Consider the following 16,937-nt stretch of genomic DNA (forward strand, 5'->3'; position numbering starts at 1 on the left):
AAATATTTAATCCTGCTTTATGCAGGATTTTTTTATTAGATTTAAGACCATGCCACGAAAACATCCCATACTAAAAAAGATCCTAATATGGAGAACGAAGCACATCTCTGATAAGCAGTTTGTGTTTTTTCTTAGTGTACTTGTTGGTATTACCTCTGGAATTGGAGCCGTAATCCTAAAAAACTTAACACACTTTATTCAACATTTATTAGAAGGCAATTTAGTGCGGTATTACCACCATGCTTTTTACTTTTTATTTCCTTTAATTGGTTTCATTCTGGTGTATTTAATCATAAAATACATTATCAGATCTAAGGTAAGTCATGGAATTCCTTCTACCTTATACGCTATTGCCAAACGTAAAGGCGTTATAAAACGCTACCAAATGTTCGGTTCTATATTAACCGCTCCCATCACCGTTGGTTTTGGTGGTTCTGTAGGGCTTGAGGGGCCTTCGGTAGCGACCGGTGCTGCGATAAGCTCTAATATTTCGCGGTTGTTTAGGATGAACCAGAAGACCAAAATGCTACTTATTGGCTGTGCTGCAGCGGGTGCCTTGTCTTCTATTTTTAAAGCGCCGATTGCTGCCATTATTTTTGCTATTGAAGTGTTTAGTTTAGATTTAACCATGGTGTCTATGATGCCGTTGTTATTAGCCTCACTCTCGGCCATTATTACTTCATACTTTTTCTTTGGAGACGATGTTTTACTTCCCTTTAGAATTGAAGATCACTTTACCATATCTGATGTTCCTTTTTATGCCTTTTTAGGGGTTTGCGCCGCCTTTACCTCTATTTACTTTAATCAGGTGTATGAGAAGGTGCAAGATTTTTTTGATCGCCTAGACTCCCCTATTAAGAAATTATTGGTTGGAGGTGTGGCCATTGGAGTATTGGTCTTTTTTATTCCACCACTCTATGGGGAAGGGTTCGAAACCATGAACAACCTTATTGCCGGAAACCCTCAAAAAGCCCTTGAAGCTAATTTTTTCAATTTAGATCTTTCAAATATTTGGGTCGTAATTGCGCTGTTAGCCGGATTGGTATTTTTTAAAGTCTTTGCTAGTGCCATAACCTTTGGCGCCGGAGGTGTTGGTGGTATTTTTGCTCCAACCTTATTTATGGGCAGTTTAATGGGGAATTGTGTGGCCAAAATCATTAACAACTGTGGGTTGTTCCGCGCTCCCGTTTCCGAAAGTAATTTCACCCTGGTAGGGATGGCTGGTATATTGGCGGGTGTATTACAAGCGCCATTAACGGCGATTTTCTTAATTGCTGAATTAACTGGTGGCTATGATTTGTTTATACCGCTAATGATCACAGCAGCCATTTCCTTCGGGATTACCCGTATTTTCTCTCCACATTCTGTTTATACGATGGAATTGGGTAGAAAAGGTGACCTTATTACACACGATAAAGATCATGCGATTCTCACCCTTATGGACATTCATAAGGTCATTGAAACCAATTTTATTAGTGTTACAACTAAAATGAATTTGGGCGAAATTGTTAATACGGCCGTGGTCAAATCTAACCGTAATATTTTCCCTGTCTTAGATGAAACGAAGCAACAATTAAAGGGCGTCATCTTATTAGACGACATTCGCTCTATAATGTTTGACCAAAAGCTCTATAATGAGGTTTTAGCGATGGAAGTGATGCAGAAACCACCAGCGATCATTAATCTTGACAAGGATAAGATGACGGTGATTATGAAAAAATTTCAGGAGAGTAATGCTTGGAATCTCCCTGTAGTGAAAAACGGGAAGTATGTTGGTTTTATTTCTAAATCTAAATTACTAACCGCTTACCGACGAGAATTGATAAATATTACCTCTTAAACCTTAAAACCGAACGGCATTAACAGCCTCCTAAGTGGGTATTAAAATATTAATTATTAACAGCATACCATTTAGAATTGCTTAATTTTGCAGCGAATAACAGGGGCGTTATCACATTTTTTAAGCCTATTTACTCATATGAAACCTATAAAAATCATCACCTTTATTGCTTTTTTAGCCGCATTATCTAGTATTATTTGCGGTTTAATCCTCGATATTCCCTCCAAACAAAAATTAATTGGCTTCGGAGTTACCGGTTTATTTTTGGTGGTTTTCCCTCTATTTTCTTACTACCGATGGAAAGACAAAAACGTGCAGGACTACATGCTCACAAAGGAAAACTTGGATAAAATGAGAGAGAATCAGCGCCGTAATAAATGATAACTTTGGAAGAAATTTTTTAAAGGATTTTCGATTTAATTTAAAATTAAACAATTTAATAACATTGCGTTTTAATTTTATAGTATCTTTGTCCTTTAATTTTTATTTATATTATAATGACTGGAACAGTTAAATTTTTTAATGATTCAAAAGGATTTGGATTCATTACCAACGAAGAAACAGGAAAAGACATCTTTGTACACGTATCAAACCTTAATGGCGTAGAATTACGCGAAGGTGATAACGTAGAGTACGATGAAGAAGAAGGAAGAAAAGGTTTAGTAGCTGCAAACGTGCAGGTATTATAAGTATATATCTTAAAGTTTCAACGCTCAACCTTTGGTTGGGCGTTTTTTTTGCGAAATACTCAAGCGATTAATTCGCTTCACTATTAAAAAATATAGAGTTCCACTCCCATAAAGACAGAGCCTTAAATGGTAGTTATAAGGCTTCAGTTGAGAATCCTAAAGCCTTTGTAACCCCTCTTTTATTCAAAAATAACTGGTAAAGTAGTCTTAGGAATTTTTACAATACAATATGGCTGAGTTATAACACTCGTAGCGATGCCTTCAGGAGATTTCTGCTTAACTTTAACCAAGGTATGCTTAGAGGTATTATGCACTTCTAAATCTATACGATAACCGCCACTCCCTTTAACATCACTAAACACGGCAATAACATCATAGTCTGAAAAATTAATATCCGTTTCAGAAAATTGTTCTGAAACCGTATTCACCCGATTCATCTGCATAATTAAAGCCTGCCAATCTTTCGCATTGGTAATCACTAGGTTTTGTTTGCTTATCCCCTCTTCACCTGAGCCATGTAAATTTCCTTTCGCAATCTGTTGTGTTGTTATCATGCCGGTCTCATTATTTTTTAAATTGGTTTTGCAACTTAGGATCACAAGCGCAAAACAAAGTAGTAATTTCGTTTTCATAGTTGTTTTTTTAATCTTCTTAATTCAAATTTCGTTTTTCAATAAAAAAGCGTTTCATCAATGCGGATGCTTCTTCGGCTAAAACCCCACCGACCACTTCTGTTTTAGGATGCAATTGCGTCCCCATGGTGGTAAAACCTCGCTGTATATCAGAAGCCCCATAAACCACTTTAGATATTTGACTCCAATACAAGGCCCCAGCACACATTTGGCAAGGCTCTAGTGTTACGTACAGGGTGCAATTCAGCAAATACTTTCCGCCTAAAAAATTGGCTGCCGAGGTAATGGCTTGCATTTCGGCATGCGCGGTAACATCATTTAATAATTCCGTAAGGTTATGCGTACGGGCTATAACACGATCTTTAACTACAATTATGGCGCCAACCGGAATTTCCCCTTTCTCATAAGCCAATTCCGCTTCTTGAAGGGCTTTTTTCATAAAATAGGTATCGTCAAATGGATTAATCATGCTCGTATGGCTTAGGTTTTTGTTAGGTTGAATGGTCTCACATTTCAACCTCAACGCTGTAGGACTTTAAATTTAAGCGTTTCATAATTCCTGAAACCTTATCGGTATAAAATCGGAATCATGAATCTATTGTAAAAATACGATTCTAATTGAATTAAAAAATACAATTGCATATAGTACATTTGTAAACGGATGAAAAAACTTTTAGACCATATTAATCTTCCTGAAGATTTACGCCAACTCCCTGCAGAAGACTTAAGGCAACTTGCCCAAGAGTTACGCCAATTTATAATTCATATTGTAGCCACTAAAGAGGGTCATTTAGGGGCAAGTTTAGGGGTTGTAGAACTTACTATTGCCCTACACTATGTTTTTAATACGCCTGAAGATTTGTTAATTTGGGATGTTGGGCACCAAGCTTATGGTCATAAAATATTAACAGGACGAAGAGATACTTTTGAAACCAATAGGCAATTTAAAGGCTTAAGCGGATTTCCTAAACGCAGTGAAAGTCCATTTGATGCCTTTGGTGTTGGTCACTCTTCCACTTCAATCTCTGCTGCCTTAGGAATGGCGATCGCTTCTAAAATTAAAGGCGAAGACAAACAACACATTGCGGTTATTGGAGATGCCTCTATTGCGAGTGGTATGGCCTTTGAAGGACTAAACCACGCTGGAGTTACAGATGCCAATTTACTGGTTATTTTAAACGATAACGCCATCGGTATAGATCCTAGTGTAGGCGCGCTAAAACAATACCTTACCAACGTAAAAAAAGGTACCGAGAAGCAAGATAATATCTTTGAAGCCTTAAATTTTAATTATTCCGGACCTATTGATGGTCATGATTTACCTTTATTAATTAAAGAATTAAAACGTTTAAAAACCGTAAAAGGGCCAAAATTTTTACACGTTATCACCACTAAAGGTAAAGGCTTAAGACAAGCCGAACTCGATCAGATAAAATACCATGCTCCCGGAAAGTTTGATGCCTTAACCGGCGATCTTCCTATTAAATCTAAGAAAAAAATTCCACCTAAATTTCAGGATGTCTTTGGCGAAACCATCGTGGAATTGGCAGAAAACAATAAAAAAATTGTGGGGATTACCCCAGCAATGCCAACAGGAAGCTCTTTAAAATACATGATGGAAGCTCTTCCAGAACGTGCTTTTGATGTGGGCATCGCAGAGCAACATGCCGTAACCTTAGCTGCAGGTATGGCCACCCAAGGCTTAATTCCGTTTTGTAATATCTATTCAACGTTTTTACAACGGGCTTATGATCAAATTATTCATGATGTTGCCTTGCAAAACCTACCGGTTGTATTCTGTTTAGATCGTGCTGGATTAGTGGGAGAGGATGGTGCTACACATCATGGTGTGTTTGATTTGGCCTATCTGAATTGTATTCCTAATCTCGTAATTTTTGCTCCGAGAGACGCCATTGCACTTAGAAACATAATGTATACCGTACAGTTAGGTATTGATTTTCCTATCGCCATTCGCTACCCGAGAGGTCGTGGGCATTTACTCAATTGGAAAAAACCATTTGAATCTATTGAAATAGGTCGTGCTGTTCCGCTTAAAACAGGAGATAAAATTGCCATACTTTCTATAGGAACGATGGCGAAAACTGTTGAAGAGGCTATTGTACACCATCCCGACGAGGCCGCGATTAGTCATTACGACATGCAATTTGTTAAGCCGTTAGATGAAACGTTATTGCATGATGTCTTTGCAAACCATAAAGCCGTTATTACCATTGAAGAAGGTACACTTAACGGTGGTTTTGGGAGTTCTATTCTCACTTTTGCTAATTCCCATCATTACAAGCTTCCTATTAAAACCATGGGAATTGAGGATGCCTTTATTGAGCATGGTACGGTGAGCCAATTGTTAGCCTTGCAAGAATTAGATGTTACTGCGGTTCAGAAAACAATAAATGACTTAATGTTGAAAGTGAACAACGGCTAAGTCTGCATCCTTCTCTACATGTTGTAATTCTGTACCCTCATAATGAGGCACTGTTTCTTTTGGCGTAGAAATGTCGTCTAATAAGAGCAAACAGGTAATGACAACAACAAAGATTACCAGTCCTCCGAGTATATTATTTTCCATCTGTAATAAGTTAAATGGTTGATCTTGTAGTAAAAGAAAACAATATCTCGTTAAAAAACAAAATTATTCGATGAAATGCACAGCACTAAGTCCTTTAAGGTCAGATTATAAAATCTGACCTTGTAACTTTTTATGCAATAACATGGCGTTTGTATCCGATAGTTTTGAGATGTAGAGACATACCGCTAATAGATTGTCGTAAAGAGAATCGGTATTGAGCTGCACAATCTCTGGCAAGGTACTGAGCAATAGCTTATCGTAGTTAGAGAGCTTTCCGAGGTAATAGTGGTAAGCCATTTTACCAAATGCTTCTAATAATTGATTCAGAATCTGATAGCCTGCAATCTCCTTATTAATAACATCTTTAGAGCGGTATACATTATTTATACTAATATTAATGATATCCTTAATTTGGGCTTTATACTGACTTACATCAAGCAAAGCGGTTTCAAACTTTCCTTCTAAAATCGCTTCTTCATGGGCCATAAATAAGGTTGCCGCTTCATCAATAAGGCGCCCAATCGCTAAGGCTCGTAAATAACTTATACGGTCTTGCGTGGTTTTAAGAGTGTTATAATTTTCCGTTTTTATACTGTCACGGACCAAATTAATAAGGTACTCTAAGGCGTATTCTTCTTGAATTAATCCGAGGTTAATACCATCTTCAAAATCAATAATCGTATAACAGATATCATCTGCAGCCTCAACTAAGAAGGCTAAAGGGTGTCTTTGAAAACTTAAATAATCGTCATGTCGTTTAATTAAGCCTAGGTCCGTAGCAATATCATTAAACATGTGTTTTTCACTTTGAAAAAACCCATATTTCTTATCCACAATATGGTTACTCGGCTTTTTAGGCAGAGATTCTTTAGGGTACTTCATAAAAGCGCCCAATGTGGCATAGCTTAATCTAAGACCACCTTCTCTCCCCGGTCTACTTTCGGTTAAGATCTTAAATCCGTTAGCATTACCTTCAAAATCACAGAGGTCTTGATATTCTTTTGCGGTTAATTGCGCTTTAAACTCAGCGCCATGACCTTCTCTAAAATAGGCCCCAATAGCTTTTTCTCCAGAATGTCCAAAAGGAGGATTCCCAATATCATGAGCCAAAGCTGCGGCAGCTACAATAGCCCCAAAGTCATTCATTTTATACCCATGAACACGTTCTAGATGCGGATGTTTTTGTAAAAGCAATTGCCCTACACGTCTTCCAAGAGAGCGCCCTACGACACTCACCTCTAAACTGTGGGTTAAACGGGTGTGGACAAAATCGGTTTTAGACAAGGGTACCACCTGGGTTTTGTCTTGTAAACCTCTAAATTCAGAAGAAAATATAATCCGATCATAATCCACTTCAAACCCCAAGCGGGTCTCATCTTGTTCCTTTCTTAATCTCTTATTTGTATCGCCAAAGCGCTTTAAGGATAGTAATTGTTCCCAGTTCATACCTATATATTAAAGAAGGCAAGATAGCATTTTCAATGTTAAATTAATGTTTCCTAAATGATAAAACAACGGTCTTAAGGTAACCTTTTTATCACCAAGGCTTAACTATGAGGTAACAGACTTTTTCGGCTTTCGCAGTTTCTTTGCGGCATAACAATTAATGAACAAAACAAAATGAAAACAATTAAAAATTTATCTTTCTTATTTGCATTTTCACTATTAGCATTTAACTGTAGTAGTGATGATGACAACGGTACAACTACTGGTGGTGGAGTTGATAACGAATTAGTTCAAAAATCTGGAATTATCACTGCAGATGAAACATGGTCTTCTAGCAACATTTATCAATTAAATGGAAAAGTGGTTGTTAATGACGGTGTAACTTTAACTATTGAAGCAGGAACTATCATTAAAGGTGCAGAAGGACAAGAATCTTTAGCGTCTGCTTTAGTTGTGGATCAAGGTGGTAAAATAATGGCTGAAGGAACGTCTTCAAACCCTATTATTATGACCTCTGTTTTAGATAATATTACTTACGGTGAAACTGCAGGAACAAACTTAAACCAAAATGATGTTGGTTTATGGGGTGGTTTAATCATCTTAGGACGTGCGCCTATCTCTGTTAGTGGTGATGTTGAAACTGCACAGATTGAAGGAATTCCTGCTACTGAGCCTTACGGTCAGTATGGTGGAACAGATGCTGATGATAACTCTGGTGTTTACAAATATATTTCTGTAAGACATGGTGGTATCACTATCGGATCTGATAACGAAATTAACGGTGTTACTTTTGGTGGTGTTGGTGCTGGTACTACAGTAGATAACTTAGAAGTTGTTTCTAACCAAGATGATGGTTTTGAGTGGTTCGGTGGAACTGTGAATGCTACAAACTTAATTACTTGGTCTCATGGTGATGATGGTTTAGATGCTGACCAAGCTTGGTCTGGTTCTGTAACTAACGCTGTAGTAGTTCAAGGTGTTGAGTCTGGAAGTGCTTTAGAATTAGACGGACCTGAAGGATCTGATGCTACTGAAGCGGGTTATACAATGAGCAATATTACTTTAATTGGTAACGCTTCTAACTCTAGTTACATGACGGATTGCAGAGATGGTTTAATTGCTGACTTAAATAATATTTTAGCTTACAACTTTAGTGCTGATGCTACAGTAAGAATTAGTGGAGAAGATACTCAAACTGAATTCGCTGCTGGTCGCTTAGCATTCTCTAACTGGGAAGTTGTTTTACCAACAGGAGTTGCATTAGCAGATCTTATTGAAGCAGAGGCTAACGCAGAAAACTTTACAAACAACGTATCAGCGATCACAGCTACTGAAGCATCAACTGGTGCAAACACTTCAGTATTTGGATGGACTTATGCAGCGTCTCAAAACGCCTTCTAAATTAACAAACATAATTTTTCAAAATGTCCGAAAATCACTTTCGGACATTTTGTATATTTTAAAATAATACCCTAAAATGCTTAAATCTTTATCTCTATTTTTTTCAATTCTTTTATCTCTTTCATTCGTGTCGGCACAAGAGACCGGAACGTTAACGGGTAAAATTTTTGATGGTGAATTTAACGACGTGCTTCCTTTTGCTAATGTTGTTGTTCAAAACTCCTCTACTGGTACCACGACCGATTTTGATGGTGTCTATAAATTAACCCTAGATGTCGGAACCTACACCTTAGTATATTCTTTTGTGGGTTATGAAACAAAAGCGATTTCTGAAGTTACTATTGAAGCTAATAATGTTGTTGAAGTTAACGTAACTTTAAACCCCTCTTCAGCTGCTTTAAGTGAAGTGGTAATTACCACCTCTGCTCGAAGAAACACAGAAGAGTCAGTGCTTAACCTGCAACGTAATTCGGCTGTACTTTTAGATGGTCTTTCTATTGAAAGCATCAAAAAATCAGGGGCAAGTGATATTGCTTCTGCTATTAAAAGTGTACCTGGTGTATCTGTACAAAACGGAAAGTTTGTATACGTTAGAGGTTTAGGAGACCGTTACACCAAATCTATTTTAAATGGGATGGATATTCCTGGACTTGACCCTGACAAAAACACGGTTCAGATGGATATTTTCCCTACCAATATTTTAGAAAACATAATTGTTATAAAATCAGGATCTGCAGATTTACCAGCAGATTTTACAGGCGGTGTTGTAGATATCATTACTAAAGATTTCCCTTCAAGAAAAACGATGAGCTTCTCAGTCTCTACGACCTACAACCCTGATATGAGCTTTAACTCTAACTACGTAACTTACGATGGTAGCGGTACTGACTTTTTAGGTTTTGACAGTGGTACTCGAGAATTACCAGTAACCCCTACAACCGCAATTCCAAACCCAGCTTCTGCTAATAACAGCAGCTTAGAAGGGATTACTCGTTCTTTCAATAGAACTTTAGCGACAGAACGTGGTACTAGTAGCCCAGATTTTAGCTTAGGGTTTAATTACGGTAATCAATTTGATTTGGGTGAAAATCGTTTAGGTTTAATTGCCTCTATTAACTACAAAAACGAAACTAAATTTTATGAAGGTTTTGAAAATGGGGTGTACCAAAAAAATGAAGATCGTTCTATTAACACCTTAAGATTTGACCGTAGACAAACCGGTGATTTAGGTGAAAACAACGTCTTATTAAGTGGTTTAGTAGGTTTATCTTATAAAACAGATAACTCTAAATATAACTTCAATGTTTTACACATTCAAAATGGAGAAAGTAGAGCGGCCTTATTTACACAAAACACAGAAATCTCTAACGATATTGATGTTAACAAAGACAATTTAGAATACACACAACGTTCATTAACTAATTTCTTAATTGGAGGTCAGCACAACGATATTGAAAATGATTTCATCACAGAATGGAAAATTTCCCCAAGCTTTAGTCGTGTATATGATAAAGATGTGCGCTTAACGACTTTTATTATAAACAATGATGGCTCTACAAGTATCAGTTCTGATGCAGGTTTCCCACAACGTTTATGGAGAGACTTAGAAGAGTTTAACGGAACAGGTAAGGTAGATTTTACTAAAAAATACGAATTATTTAGCAAGCCTGCAGCCCTTAAGTTTGGTGCTTTAGCAAGTTACAAAAAACGTAATTACGATATCTATAAGTATGAAGTTGCTTTTAGAAGCGTAAACACAACAACTTTTAACGGTGATCCGAATGCGATTTTAGATCCTAACAATATTTGGACGCCTGATACCAATTCAGGATCTTATATTCGTGGTAATTTTGAACCAGCCAACTCCTACGAATCTGTACAAAATACAGCAGCAGCATATGTTTCTAATGAGTTTAAGATTACTGAAAAACTGAAATCTATTGTTGGACTTAGAGCTGAATATTTTACAACCTTATTTACAGGTCAAAACAATTCGGGTTCTGAAATCTATGACAATGAAAAAACTATTGAAGAATTAGATTTATTCCCTTCTGCAAACTTTATCTATGAAGCCAATGAAAAATCTAACATACGTTTGTCTTACTTCCGTACGGTAGCACGACCAAGTTTTAAGGAGTCTTCAGTAGTACAAATTCCAGATTTATTAACAGGAATAACCTTCTTAGGAAATATTGACTTACAACCCTCGTACATTAACAACTTTGATGCGAGATACGAATTCTTTGGTGAGAAAGCTCAGATGTTTGCTGTCAGCGGATTTTACAAAAGGTTTAACGACCCTATTGAGTTAGTGGCCTTTTCTTTTGTTGCACCAAACCAGTTTACACCAAGAAACTCACCAGAAGCGCAAGTGTATGGTTTAGAGTTTGAAGGTCGAAAAAACTTTGGTTTTATTTCAGAGTCCTTAACAGATTTAAGTTTAAATGTGAACATCTCAATTATAGAATCTGAAATTGAAATGGCTAAAGGCGAAGGACAAGAATATGAATCTAGACAACAGTTTGCTAGAGATGGGGAAACTATAGACGATACTAGAGAATTACAAGGTCAGTCTCCGTACTTAGTTAACGTTGGTTTAAACTACAACAATACCGCTTCAGGTTTTGAAACTGGAATCTTTTATAACGTTCAAGGAAAAACATTACAAGTTGTAGGATTTGGTCAGAATCCAGATGTGTACACCCAACCGTTTAACAGTTTAAATTTTAATCTTTCTAAGACTTTTGGTGAAGACAACAGATCTAAAATCAGCTTAAAGATTAGCAACATTCTTAACGACGAAAAATTAAGTCAGTATGAATCTTTTGGTGATACCACGGCAAACTTTTCAGTAAGAAACCCTGGAACATCGTTTAGCTTAGGATACAGCATGAAGCTATAAGCTATTATAGTTAGTAAAAACAAAAAAAGAGCTGTAATACGTATTACAGCTCTTTTTTTATATATAATGTTTACTTAGTTCCTAGATACCAAAGTACGATCATTAGACCATTCTACAACTTGAACAATTCGGTTGTTTTTATAATCTACTTCTTTCAAGACATCACCTTCCCAAAAGAACCATTTCCCTACTTTTTTTCCTGCTTCATAAGTTGCTGAAGCTAGTTTATTTCCTTCAGAATCAAAACTGGTCCATTCTCCTTGTAATTTACCATTTTTATCAAACGCTCCCGTTTGTTGAATTTCTCCATTATCATGGTAATACGTAGCGACAATGCCATTATCGTTCTTCTCTAATTTAGGTTGTATTTTTTCTTGTGCAAACGTAAACCCTACACACAGCATTACGATCATTGTTACTATCTTTTTCATACAATTGGGGTTTTAATTAATAATTACTATACGAATATAACATAAAATTTACATTTAAGCAACATTTACGTAACATTAAGTTAACATTAGACCCCTAAAACACTTGTGTACAGTTTCTTACATATTACGAAATCGCTTAATTTAAACTTAATAATTACATAATGTTAGCATTACACGCTTAAAACCTTTAATTGCCATATTTGTAACGTGTTATTATAACACTTTAAGCATTTCATAGGTATTATTAGTTTTTGTCGACTTAATAAATATGAATTTTAATAAGGCTGCTTTTTTTAAAGCGGCCTTTTTTTTTGAAACAGATATCGTAATAATAAGAAAACATTCTGTTAACATTAGACTTAGTAATTTTGCTCCCGACAAAAACTAATTACTAATAATGAAATTATCATTCTCTACGATTGCTATGGTACTCATAGTAATGTCTACTCTTGGTGCACAAGAAATTAGCGATACCTCTTTTGGTAAGGGTCTAATTAACTTTACCGCTAAAGACAGCTCTTTTAGTATAAAATTCGCTCCACGTTTTCAAGTCCGTTCTATTTCATCATGGGATTACGACAGTGACCAGTACGGAAGTCCAGAACACAATTTTATTGTTCGCCGAGCACGTTTAAAATTTGATGGCTTTGCGTATTCACCGCAACTCCGTTATAAATTAGAATTAGGCTTATCTAACCGCGATGTTTCAGGAGCCAATGATTTTAATAGAAATACCCCACGTTATATTTTAGATGCCGTAGCCATGTGGAACTTTTCCGGGAACTGGGAACTATGGGCCGGACAAACAAAACTACCGGGTAACGTAGAACGTGTGGTGTCTTCTGCCAACCTTCAATTTATAGACCGTTCATTATTAAATAGCAGTTTTAATTTAGATCGCGATATCGGTATTCAGTTAAGACATAAAACAGCCATTGGTAAAACCCTAGTAATGCGCGAAAAATTTGCTATTTCACAAGGTGAAGGTCGTAATGTTACAGAAGGTAATGAAGGCGGTTTGCAATATACCGCACGATTAGAAGTCTTACCATTTGGAATGTTTAAATCTAAAGGCGACTACAGCCAATCTGATTTAAAACGTGAAGAAAGTCCAAAATTAATGCTTGGCTTTACCTACAACTACAACCAAGATGCCGTTAGAGAACGTGGTTTTGCTGGGGATTATATGTTACGAGCTGACGGATCCCTTTATGAAACCGACCAAACCACCCTATTTGCAGATGCCATGTTTAAGTACCGCGGATTTTCGTTTATGGGCGAATATGCCAAACGTACCGCTGAAGACGAAATAGCCACAGAAGCAGATACCTTGACACCAACGGGAGCTCTTGTGCTTACCGGAAGTGCTATAAATTTACAAGCCGGGTATTTGCTAAAAAGTAATTATGAGATTGCCCTGCGTTTTACCACGCTAGACTATGAAGAGGTTACAGGAACTTTACCCGAAGAACAGTATACCCTTGGAGCGTCTAAATACATTGTAGGCCACAAACTAAAAGTACAGTCAGATCTTAGCTATACCACTGAAGATAAGAACCAAGATAATATTACCTTTAGGCTTGGTTTTGATATTCACTTCTAAACTTAAAAAATATAACAATTACATAACCTTATTCTGAAATTCTAATCAGATATTTGCAAACTTATTTTAATTAAAAATTATGGATAATATTTATTTATTAATGTTAATTGCCATTACCGTTTTAGCGATTGCTGATATTGTAGTTGGCGTTAGTAATGATGCTATTAACTTTTTAAACTCGGCTATTGGGTCTAAAGCGATATCATTAAGATCAATTATGATCATTGCCAGTTTAGGAATCTTTATTGGTGCCGTCTTCTCTAGCGGAATGATGGAAGTTGCAAGAAAAGGTATTTTTGTACCCGCACAATTTGAGTTCGGTGAAATTATGCTCATCTTCATGGCCGTAATGATTACAGATATCTTATTGCTAGATTTCTTTAATACCCTTGGTTTACCAACCTCTACAACGGTTTCTATTGTATTCAACTTATTGGGTGCTGCTGTTGTGATGTCACTTATAAAAATTAGCCAATCGGAAACAGAGACTTTTGCAGATTTAGGAAAATACATTGCTACAGATACCGCATTAACCATTATTAGTGGTATTCTACTGTCGGTGATAATTGCGTTCACAGTCGGTGCCTTAGTACAATGGGTTTCTCGATTGATTTTCACCTTTAACTTTGAAAAAAAATTAAAGCACTTCGGAATTGTTTTCGCTGGTGTAGCCTTAACTGCTATTACCTACTTTATCTTCTTAAAAGGTTTAAAAGGAACCCCATACTACAAAGAAATGAAGAGTGTGGTTGAAGGTAACGAAGCCTTTATTATTCTAGGTAGCTTTGTTTTCTGGACCTTATTTTCTTTTGGTTTTGAAAAACTTACTAAAAAGACCTCTTTACTCGCCGTTATTGCGGTAGGAACATTTGGTTTAGCCTTAGCCTTCTCTGGTAACGATTTAGTAAACTTTATCGGGGTACCAATGGCAGCTTACCACTCTTATGAAGCATGGATTGCTGGCGGAATGGATGTTGGTATGTCAATGTCTGTATTAGAGAAAAAAGTACCGGCTGAACCTTATTTATTATTCATTGCAGGCGCTATTATGGTCTTAACCTTATGGTTTTCTAAAAAAGCAAAATCGGTTGCTGAAACAGAATTAAGCTTATCACGTCAAGGTGATACACACGATAAATTTGAACCTAACCGTCTCTCTAGAGCTATTGTAAAAGGATCTTCACAATTATCCAGTTATTTCGGTGTCTTAGTTCCTAAATCATTCCAGGTAAAAATTAATAATAGTTTTGATAAACCAGCCTCTAATATGACCAAAGATCAAAGTATGGATGCCCCTGCTTTTGATATGATTAGAGCTTCTGTTAACTTAATGGTTGCCGGTGTACTTATTGCTATTGCAACCTCTTTTAAATTGCCATTATCTACAACTTATGTGACCTTTATGGTGGCTATGGGTACCTCTTTAGCCGATAGAGCTTGGGGTAGAGAAAGTGCTGTGTACAGAGTTGCCGGAGTATTAAATGTTATTGGTGGATGGTTTGGTACCGCATTAGGAGCCTTTTTAGCTGCTGGTATCGTGGTGTTCTTAATCAACTGGAATCCATCGGTAATGATTCCTATTTTATTATTAATTACAGCATTGTTACTTTACAGAAACTATGTTTCGCATAAAAAATCATCAAACAAGACCGCCGAAGAAGATAGTCTTAAAGAAACAGGAAGTAGCTCTGTACAAGGTGTTATTTTAGAAAGTGCAGATAACATTTCTAACGTGGTAAAACGTGGAAACAAAATCTACACCAACGCCGTAAACGGCTTAGCAAAACAAGACTTGTCTTTATTAAAAAAGAATAAAAAACAAGTTGATAAGTTAGCTAAGGAAGTTGATAGTCTTCGTGATAACATATTCTATTTTATTAAAAATTTAGATGAAACAAGTCTACGTGCAAGTAGTTTCTACATTAATATCTTAGGGTACTTAGAAGATATGACGCAGTCTTTAGAATACATTTCTAAGGTGAGCCATAAGCATATTAACAACAACCATAAGAAACTTAAATTTAGCCAGATTAAAGAATTAAAAGAAATTGATACGGCCTTAGAAATTCTATTTAACGATACTAAATCGGCCTTTAATTCACATTCTTTTGAGCAAATTGGGGTAATTATTAGTCGTAAAAAAGAAGTTTTAGACCTTGTTACCGACAAGATTGTAAAACAAGTGGCTAGAACACGAACTGAAGAGTCGAGTCCTAAAAATACCACCTTGTATTTTGGATTACTCTTAGAAACTAAAGATTTATTAGTTGCTACTATGAATCTTTTAGAAGAGTATTACAATGCTCACGACAGCTCTGTAGAGCCGGCAACTTTAGCCGCTGACAAGCAAGAAGTGGAGTAAAACTTACACTTTCAACTTAGACCACTCTAAATGAATGTATTAACATAAAAAGCCCTATTTTTATCTAAAAAAATAGGGCTTTTTAACATCCAAAAATAGACTTTCGTCGTATATCTACTTTAGAAATTAATTAAATTAAAAACTTAAGATGAAAAAAATTTCAATACTATTAGTCACAACCCTACTATTAAGTGCATGTGTTTCAAAAAAGAAATACGTTGCCTTAGAACAAGAAAAAGGTGAGCTTACAAGCGAACTTACTAAGACAAGAGTAGAAAAGGAAGAATTAGAGAATAAGTTTGCCATTATAGAAGCTCGCGTTAATGATTACAACAGCAAAATAAAATCTTTAAACGAAGATGTTGAAGGTTTAACTATTGAAAATAAAGCCAAGTTTCAAGTTTCTGAAGATGGTACTGTAGCCTCAGGAGCAAGCAAAGAAAAAATGCGTGAAACCTTGAAGAATGTAGATCCGGAAAAATTAGCTGGAGCTAAGACCTTAAAGGATTCTATGAATATTGCTATTCAGTACAACTTAAGTAAAGCAATGAACACTAGCGATCTTGATGAAGATGAAGATATCGTTGTAGACATTAACGAAACGGTTGTTATGATTTCTATTGCTGATGACATGTTGTTTAACACTGCAAGTTACCGTGTCGGAAATAAGGCTGACAAGATTTTAAAGAAATTAGCTGAAGTTATCAATTCTGAACCAAGTTTAGATGTTATGGTTGAAGGTCATACGGATTCTAGAAGCATTAACACTGAAAAAATTGCAGACAACTGGGATTTAAGTGTATTACGTGCCACTTCAGTGGTAAGAAAATTACAAAATCAGTTTAACGTTGCCCCAGAGCAATTAATCGCTTCTGGTCGTAGTAGCTACCAACCATTGGTTGAAAATGACTCTAACGCTAACCGCGCTAAAAACCGTAGAACACGTATTATCTTAATGCCAAACATTGATAAGTTCTTCGCTTTAATGGAAGAGAAATAAGAACAAAATCGTTTTAGATTTTAAGTTAAAAAAGCATCCTCCCG

13 protein-coding genes are annotated in these 16,937 nt (G+C 36.3%); 9 read left to right on the forward strand and 4 right to left on the reverse strand.

Annotated elements, in window-relative coordinates:
• Positions 1-19: 19 nt before the first annotated feature.
• The 3 genes from ACFQ13_RS12545 (at position 20) to ACFQ13_RS12555 (ending at position 2,529) form a co-directional block, all read left to right on the forward strand.
• On the forward strand, positions 20-1,840 hold the full coding sequence (locus ACFQ13_RS12545; RefSeq protein ID WP_386117816.1) for a chloride channel protein: 1,821 nt from the start codon (positions 20-22) through the stop codon (positions 1,838-1,840).
• Positions 1,841-1,978: 138 nt separating this feature from the next.
• Entirely contained in the window at positions 1,979-2,221 is a 243-nt protein-coding gene (locus tag ACFQ13_RS12550) for a hypothetical protein (RefSeq protein ID WP_386117819.1), read from the forward strand.
• A 116-nt stretch (positions 2,222-2,337) separates the two neighbouring features.
• On the forward strand, positions 2,338-2,529 hold the full coding sequence (locus ACFQ13_RS12555) for a cold-shock protein (protein WP_092446448.1): 192 nt from the start codon (positions 2,338-2,340) through the stop codon (positions 2,527-2,529).
• Between the two features lie 179 nt (positions 2,530-2,708).
• Here ACFQ13_RS12555 and ACFQ13_RS12560 read toward each other — a convergent pair whose 3' ends face one another.
• Together ACFQ13_RS12560 and ACFQ13_RS12565 are read right to left on the reverse strand one after the other, a co-directional pair.
• Complete coding sequence (locus ACFQ13_RS12560) at positions 2,709-3,161, reverse strand: protease complex subunit PrcB family protein (protein ID WP_386117821.1); 453 nt, start codon at positions 3,159-3,161, stop codon at positions 2,709-2,711.
• Positions 3,162-3,180: 19 nt separating this feature from the next.
• Positions 3,181-3,630, reverse strand: coding sequence for a nucleoside deaminase (locus ACFQ13_RS12565; protein WP_386117823.1), 450 nt, complete (start codon positions 3,628-3,630; stop codon positions 3,181-3,183).
• 192 nt (positions 3,631-3,822) lie between these two features.
• Here ACFQ13_RS12565 and ACFQ13_RS12570 point away from each other — a divergent pair, with 192 nt between their 5' ends.
• Positions 3,823-5,604: a 1-deoxy-D-xylulose-5-phosphate synthase gene (locus tag ACFQ13_RS12570; RefSeq protein WP_386117825.1), complete on the forward strand. Its 1,782-nt coding sequence runs from the start codon at positions 3,823-3,825 to the stop codon at positions 5,602-5,604.
• 249 nt (positions 5,605-5,853) lie between these two features.
• On the opposite strand, the gene ACFQ13_RS12575 is transcribed toward ACFQ13_RS12570, so the two are convergent.
• A complete protein-coding gene (locus tag ACFQ13_RS12575) occupies positions 5,854-7,194 on the reverse strand; it encodes a deoxyguanosinetriphosphate triphosphohydrolase (protein WP_386117827.1) in 1,341 nt (446 codons plus the stop codon).
• A gap of 174 nt (positions 7,195-7,368) precedes the next feature.
• Here ACFQ13_RS12575 and ACFQ13_RS12580 point away from each other — a divergent pair, with 174 nt between their 5' ends.
• Both ACFQ13_RS12580 and ACFQ13_RS12585 read left to right on the forward strand, forming a co-directional pair.
• Positions 7,369-8,595 carry a hypothetical protein gene (locus tag ACFQ13_RS12580; protein WP_386117829.1) on the forward strand — a complete coding sequence of 409 codons (1,227 nt, stop codon included), beginning with the start codon at positions 7,369-7,371 and terminating at the stop codon, positions 8,593-8,595.
• A 76-nt stretch (positions 8,596-8,671) separates the two neighbouring features.
• Complete coding sequence (locus tag ACFQ13_RS12585; RefSeq protein WP_386117832.1) at positions 8,672-11,497, forward strand: TonB-dependent receptor; 2,826 nt, start codon at positions 8,672-8,674, stop codon at positions 11,495-11,497.
• A gap of 74 nt (positions 11,498-11,571) precedes the next feature.
• Here the strand turns inward: ACFQ13_RS12585 and ACFQ13_RS12590 are convergent, their stop codons facing one another.
• A complete protein-coding gene (locus tag ACFQ13_RS12590; protein ID WP_114307852.1) occupies positions 11,572-11,928 on the reverse strand; it encodes a toxin-antitoxin system YwqK family antitoxin in 357 nt (118 codons plus the stop codon).
• Between the two features lie 397 nt (positions 11,929-12,325).
• Here ACFQ13_RS12590 and ACFQ13_RS12595 point away from each other — a divergent pair, with 397 nt between their 5' ends.
• The 3 genes from ACFQ13_RS12595 (at position 12,326) to ACFQ13_RS12605 (ending at position 16,893) form a co-directional block, all read left to right on the forward strand.
• Positions 12,326-13,531, forward strand: a complete 1,206-nt coding sequence (locus ACFQ13_RS12595) for a porin (RefSeq protein ID WP_386117836.1) — start codon at positions 12,326-12,328, stop codon at positions 13,529-13,531.
• Between the two features lie 79 nt (positions 13,532-13,610).
• Complete coding sequence (locus ACFQ13_RS12600) at positions 13,611-15,893, forward strand: inorganic phosphate transporter (RefSeq protein ID WP_386117839.1); 2,283 nt, start codon at positions 13,611-13,613, stop codon at positions 15,891-15,893.
• A 148-nt stretch (positions 15,894-16,041) separates the two neighbouring features.
• A complete protein-coding gene (locus ACFQ13_RS12605) occupies positions 16,042-16,893 on the forward strand; it encodes an OmpA/MotB family protein (RefSeq protein ID WP_386117841.1) in 852 nt (283 codons plus the stop codon).
• Positions 16,894-16,937 lie beyond the last annotated feature (44 nt).

The organism is Winogradskyella rapida (genome assembly GCF_042675845.1).
Lineage (GTDB): Bacteria > Bacteroidota > Bacteroidia > Flavobacteriales > Flavobacteriaceae > Winogradskyella > Winogradskyella rapida.